Source organism: Amaricoccus solimangrovi, assembly GCF_006385685.1.
Taxonomy (GTDB): domain Bacteria; phylum Pseudomonadota; class Alphaproteobacteria; order Rhodobacterales; family Rhodobacteraceae; genus Amaricoccus; species Amaricoccus solimangrovi.
The window spans coordinates 1-1,793 of record NZ_VFRP01000091.1 but is presented as its reverse complement, the minus strand read 5'-3'; the positions used below and the strand labels follow the sequence as shown (position 1 = coordinate 1,793).

At 55.9% G+C, this 1,793-nt stretch carries 1 protein-coding gene; it reads right to left on the bottom strand.

Annotated features, from left to right (window positions below; all coding sequences use genetic code 11):
• On the bottom strand, positions 1-1,314 hold a 1,314-nt coding region (ltrA, locus tag FJM51_RS26485), incomplete at its 3' end, for a group II intron reverse transcriptase/maturase (protein ID WP_140456477.1).
• Positions 1,315-1,793 lie beyond the last annotated feature (479 nt).

Genomic DNA, 1,793 nt, shown 5'->3' with positions numbered 1-1,793 from the left:
CACCACTGTACAAGCGGGTCTCGCATACAGCGGTTCGTTAAGTTGTGGAGCTACTTTCTTGTAGTAGTCGAGCATTGTTTCGTATCCCCTTCGTACTAGTCGTTTCACCGTTACCGTCGTGATCAGGATGGGACTTTGAGCCACGGCCCAGCCTCCTTTCCTGGTCCTGCTCCAGGCGTACGCCTGCCACTTTGGAACGCCCAGTCGGATCAGGTTTTTCCTTTTCCGTTCCGGACGTTTCCAGTCATGCCAGATGCAGTGCCGGAGTCTGTTGCGTATCCAGCTGTCGATGTCTTTGAGCTTGCCCTGTATACTTGCCATACGGAAGTAGTGGACCCAGCCTCGCTGCGCCTCTTTCAGTTCCCGGATACGCTGCTCAAAAGAGCAGGGAGTGGTTTTGCGGGTGATAGCTTTGAGCTTCTGCTTCAACCTGTTCCATCCCTTCCTTGCCACTACCAGCTGGTATTTGCCCTTATCGCCTTTCCTGTAGGTGGGCACGAAGCCGTGACCCAGTATTTGAAAGTTCACAGGTCGTCTGATGCCTGACTTCTCCCTGTTGATGGGTAGCCTTAACCTGTTCCTGAGGAACAGGAACACAGCGTTGCCTACCTTTCGGGCTGTCTCTTCACTTTTGGTGTAGACGCTGAAGTCGTCGGCATAGCGCACGTAGCGCAGCCCCTGCCGCTCCAGCTCCTTGTCCAGCTCATGGAGCAGAACATTAGAAAGCAGCGGTGAGAGCGGGCTACCCTGTGGCACACCTTTCCGGCGCTTGACCAGTCTCCCCTTCATAAGGATGGGAGCCCTGAGCCATTTTCGGACAAGGCGCAGGGTAAGGGGGCATTTTACCTTCCGGTAAAGCAGTTGCAGCAGCAGGCAGTGGTCCACCTCGTCAAAGAAGTTCTGCAGGTCGATGTCCACGATATGCTGATAGCCCTCGTGGATGTATCGGTGCGCCTGTTGCACGGCCTGGAGGGCGTTGCGGTTGGGGCGGAAGCCGTAGCTGTGCCCGGTGAACTCCAGCTCAAAGAGCGGGCTTAGCACCTGGTTCACGGCCTGTTGCAGCACCCGGTCGGTGACGGTGGGAATGCCCAGCAGGCGTTTCTTGCCGTTACTCTTGGGTATCTCTACCCCCAGGATGGGAGAAGGCAGGTACCTGCCGTTGCAGATGGCGGTGGCGATGGCGTCCCTGTTTTCTTTCAGGTGCTGGGCCAGCTGATCCACCCGCATACCGTCCACGCCGGCCGAACCTTTGTTGGCCAGCACGTGCCTGTATGCCTTGAGCATGTTGCCCCGGTGGAGTACCTTCTCTATCATCTTTACTACCTTACTTGTAATCTCTTCTCCCGCTTAAGGCAGGGCTGGCCGGGCCTCCCTGCCTAATTTGGGAAAACTTAACGTTTGGTCCTTGAGTAGCTTGTGAGGCCTCCGGGGGCTTCCCGGCTCGTTTCCACTACCTACTATGACCTCTGCTGACTTCTCCCTGTGTTCACGGCACCGGGAGACCTCCCCAGGTAAGAGCACATTCCTTCCTCCGATTCCTGCTGCATCTACACAGAGCCGTTAGTTGGCCAGGGGCATTGCAAAGGTGTGCTTGCTTACCCACGGCTCCCTGCCTCTTATGCAGTTTCTGTTCGTCAGTACCGGATTTTGCAGTCTCGCTTTCTTCACTGCACGCCTCACGACGAACCAGCTTGCGGCTTGCTAACAGGCTTCACCAACTCGCCTGTAAGGGACTTTCACCCTCTGGAATAATTTGATACCTTTAGTATCAAGTGCCCATACTGGGCGCACAC